Raw genomic sequence first — 3799 nt, 5'->3', positions numbered from 1 at the left:
TCGCGGCGAGGTAGGACACGACCTGCCCGAGGACGTACAGGGCCGCCGCGACGACCAGCAGCCGCCAGCCGATCGCGCCGCAGACGCGCAGGGCCCGGGGGACCAGGAGCCGGACGTCGTCGGTCTCCCGGCCGTCCGCGGCGCGACGCGGGCGGGGCGGGTCGGTCACCGCGACCGCCACCGGGACGCGCGGGGTGTGCCGCCGGTGCCTGCAGGCACGGGGAGGGTCGTGGTCACCGTCGGAGGTGCTCCTTGTCGAGATTCACGTCGTCCACGGCCGCACCGTGCGCCGTGCCTGCCTCCCGCCGGGATCAGGAGCGGAGAACGGTGCGCTCCCACGGGGATCCCACCATCCGGAAGGGGGTACCCGGGTCCGCGGACCTCACGCCCGAGTCCGGGCGGATTGTCGCTCACCGGTTTCGCGGAGCGCGCCCCGGCTATCTCGGTGCGGTGACGACCGCGGCTGCCCGCTCGGTCTCGACCTGGCCGTGGGGCCGAGAGGGGCCGGCGCGTGGACCTGCTGGATCTGACGTACGCCCTGGTCGGGGTGGGCGCGCTGTTGGCGGGCCTGCTCCCGCGGCTGCTCGCCCGCCGCCCGCTGTCGATGCCCATCGTGTTCCTCGGCCTGGGCGTGCTGCTGTTCGCGCTTCCGCTGGGCCTGCCCGACCCGGACCCGATCGCCCACCCCGGGGTGGCGGAGCGGCTCACCGAGCTGACCGTGATCGTGGCCCTGATGGGGGCGGGGCTGAAGCTGGACCGGCCGCTGGCCTGGCGGTCCTGGTCCTCGACGTGGCGGCTGCTGGCGATCGCGATGCCGTTGACCATCGCGGCCGCGGCGCTGCTCGGCTGGTGGTGGCTCGGGCTGGCCCCGGCCGCGGCGCTGCTGCTCGGCGCCGCGCTCGCCCCGACCGACCCGGTGCTGGCCTCGGACGTCCAGGTGGGCGAGCCCAGCGAGGACGAGGACGGCGAGGACGAGGTCCGGTTCGCGCTGACCTCGGAGGCCGGGCTGAACGACGCGCTGGCCTTCCCCTTCGTCTACCTGGCGATCACGATCGCGACGGTCGGCGCGACCGCCGCCGGGTTGGGTGGCTGGCTCGCCGAGGACGTGCTCTACAAGGTCGTGGTCGGGGTGGTCGGCGGGCTGGTCAGCGGCAGGCTGCTGGGGCTGCTGTTCTTCCGGCCGCGGTCGAAGGTCCTGCACATGGCCTCGCACGCCGAGGGCTTCACCGCCCTGGCGGCCACGTTCCTGTCCTACGGGCTCACCGAGGTGGCAGGCGGCTACGGCTTCCTGGCGGTGTTCGTGTGCGCGCGCTCGATCCGCGCCGCGGAACGCCGCCACGACTACCACCAGGTGCTGCACGACTTCGTCGAGCAGATCGAGCGCCTGCTGACGGTCCTGCTCCTCGTGCTGCTCGGAGGTGCCGTCGTCCGCGGCCTGTTCGACGCGCTGGACTGGCGGATCGTCCTGGTCGGGCTGCTGATGGTCCTCGTGATCCGGCCGGTCACCGCGCGGCTCGCGCTGTGGCGCGGCCGCGGCGAGGGCCGCGAACGCACGGCCATCGCGCTGTTCGGGATCCGCGGGATCGGCAGCTTCTACTACCTCGCCTACGCGACCTCCGAGGCCGGCTTCACCGGCGTCGAGCAGATCTGGGCCACGGCGGGGTTCGTGGTGGTCGTGTCGGTCCTCGTGCACGGCGTCGCGGCGACCCCGATCATGGCGCGGCTCGACCGGCGCAGGCTCGGCCCCGAGGGGGGCGGGTGACGGGTCCGTTTCGGCGGTGCAGAGGTTGCGGGTCCCGGGCACCCCGCTTACGGTCGGGCCGGTACCTACGCCCCGGACCCCGGTGTAGTCGCGACACCGGAGGGGGATGCCCGAGCTGTCCAGCGGTGGTGACCGGTCCTCCGAGACGGTCGAGGTCTCGGACTGCGGCGGTCTGTGCGATCCCGAACGGCTGTCAGCGCTCGCCGAGACGGGGCTGACCAGCGCGTCCGACCCGACGATGGAGGCGTTCGCCGCGCGGGTCCGCCAGCTGCTCGCGGTGCCGGTGGCCCTGGTGTCGCTCGTGCGCGAGGACCGGCAGGTCTTCCCCGGGATGACCGGGCTGCCCGAGCCGTGGGCGGGTCGGCGGTCGACCCCGCTGACGCACTCGTTCTGCCGCCACGTCGTCACCTCGGCCGAACCGCTCGTCGTCGAGGACGCCCGCGACCACGAGCTGGTGCGGGACAACCTCGCGGTCGCGGAGCTGGGCGTCGTCGCCTACGCCGGGATGCCGCTGACGGACGGGCCGGGCAACGTCCTGGGGTCGCTGTGCGCCATCGACTCACGGCCGCGGAGATGGAGCGGGGACCAGCTCGACCTGCTCCGCGACCTGGCCGCGGCGTGCTCGACCGAGCTGCGGCTGCGGCTCGCGAGGGTCGACGCCGACCGCGAACGCCGCCACCGCGACCAGCTCGACGCGGAGCTGCGGCGCGCGTTCGCCCGGTCGCAGACACTCCTCGAGGCGTCGCAGGCCTTCTCGGCGGCGCTGACCGTCGAGGAGGTCCGGGACCGCATCGGGCTGCTGGTGCACACCGACCTGGCGCCCGACTACGTCGGGCTGAGCCTGCTCGACGACGAGGGTGGGATGCACCGGCTGCAGGACGCGCTGTTCCCGGCGGGGGAGCGGCGGACCCGCTGGGTGCACTACGCCCTGGGCTCGCCCCTGCCCACGGCGACCGCGGTGCGCGAGAACCGGGTCGTGTCCTTCCGCGGCCGGGCGGAGTTCGACGCGGCCCATCCCGAGGCCGAGCGGCGCCTGCACGCGGAGCTGGGCCTGGAGGCGGTCGTCGCCGTCCCGCTGCCGGGACCCGAGGGGCCGGTCGGGGCCTTCGTCCTCGGCTGGCACACCGTCCGAGACGTCGGGCCCGCCGACCAGGTCACGATCACCACGATCGCGGGTTACGCCGCCCAGGCCCTGGCCCGGGCCCGGGTCGTGCAGCTCGAGCGGCAGGCCGCCGTGGCGACCCGGCGGATGTCGGAGACCCTGCAACGCAGCCTGTTGACCCAGCCGTTCGAGCCGGACCACCTGGAGCTGGCCGTGCGGTACGTGCCCGCGACCGCCGACACCCAGGTCGGCGGGGACTGGTACGACGCCTTCCTCCTCCGCGACGGCGCCCTGTCCGTGGTGATCGGCGACGTCGCCGGGCACGACCGGGAGGCCGTCGCCGCGATGGGGCAGCTCCGCAACCTGCTGCGCGGCATCGCCTACAGCCTCGACGCGCCACCGGCCACGATCCTCGGTGAGCTCGACGGGGCGATCCGGCTGCTCTCGGTCGACACCATCGCGACCGCGTTGTACGGCCGGGTCGAGCAACCCGCCGCCCACGGCGCCCACGGACTGCGGCTGTTCCGCTGGACCAACGCCGGGCACCCGCCGCCGCTGCTCGTCGAGCCGGACGGCACGGCCCGGTTGCTGCACACCTCACCGGACCTGCTGCTCGGCGCGCGCCCGGACGCCGCGCGCGCGGACCACACCGCGGACCTGCGGCCGGGCGCGACCCTGCTGCTCTACACCGACGGGCTCGTCGAACGCCGCGGCGCCGACCTGGACGAGGGGTTCGCCTGGTTGGCGCAGGCCGCGGGACGGCACGCCGGTCGGGCCCTGGACGAGTTCTGCGACGCGCTCCTCGACGAGATCGGCGAACGCCGGGACGACGACGTCGCCCTCCTCGCCCTGCGCGCCCACCCCGAGGACCGGCCGCTGCCCCCGGAGGCGCACTAACCGATCTGGACGACGACCACCCCGGCGTCGTCCGCGAT

At 74.8% G+C, this 3799-nt stretch carries 2 protein-coding genes; both read left to right on the top strand.

What is annotated here, in order from left to right:
• Positions 1-511: 511 nt before the first annotated feature.
• A complete protein-coding gene (locus H5J29_RS24620; protein WP_181783411.1) occupies positions 512-1762 on the top strand; it encodes a cation:proton antiporter domain-containing protein in 1251 nt (416 codons plus the stop codon).
• 106 nt (positions 1763-1868) lie between these two features.
• A complete protein-coding gene (locus tag H5J29_RS24615; protein WP_181783410.1) occupies positions 1869-3761 on the top strand; it encodes a GAF domain-containing SpoIIE family protein phosphatase in 1893 nt (630 codons plus the stop codon).
• Positions 3762-3799: the final 38 nt, after the last annotated feature.

Source organism: Pseudonocardia pini, assembly GCF_013870575.1.
Taxonomy (GTDB): Bacteria; Actinomycetota; Actinomycetes; order Mycobacteriales; family Pseudonocardiaceae; genus Pseudonocardia; species Pseudonocardia pini.
This window is presented reverse-complemented; position numbering and strand designations above follow the sequence as displayed.

Excerpts from the sequence above, each read along its gene's own strand:
- H5J29_RS24615 (WP_181783410.1), top strand. The coding sequence starts at position 1,869 with ATGCCCGAGCTGTCCAGCGGTGGTGACCGGTCCTCCGAGACGGTCGAG.